The following is a 273-nucleotide window of genomic DNA, read 5'->3' on the forward strand; positions in this document are numbered from 1 at the left end:
GTATTTGCCAAAGGGCACGGATCTCTCCGTCTACAGCCAAGAAGAGCTCGACGAGATCGCCGACTCACTGAACACACGGCCTCGCCAGACACTGGACTGGCGAACCCCACTGGAAGTCTACGCCGAGGTGCTCAAGAAATCCGTCGGCGGTCCGAGCACCCTTCAATAGCGTTGCGCTTGGAACTTGAGACCGCCGTCGGTCAGCCAGCCATAGATCATCACATGACTAGTACGATGCGCGAGTACTAGCAGCCAAGCGCGGGCCGCATCTAG

Annotated in this window: 1 pseudogene; it reads left to right on the forward strand. The window is 58.6% G+C overall.

The features are described 5' to 3' along the window. Window positions 1-169, forward strand: a pseudogene (locus tag R0J88_RS20135) (IS30 family transposase); the annotation flags it as partial. Window positions 170-273: the final 104 nt, after the last annotated feature.

The organism is Pseudoalteromonas sp. SIMBA_162, assembly GCF_046535955.1.
Lineage (GTDB): Bacteria > Pseudomonadota > Gammaproteobacteria > Enterobacterales > Alteromonadaceae > Pseudoalteromonas > Pseudoalteromonas marina.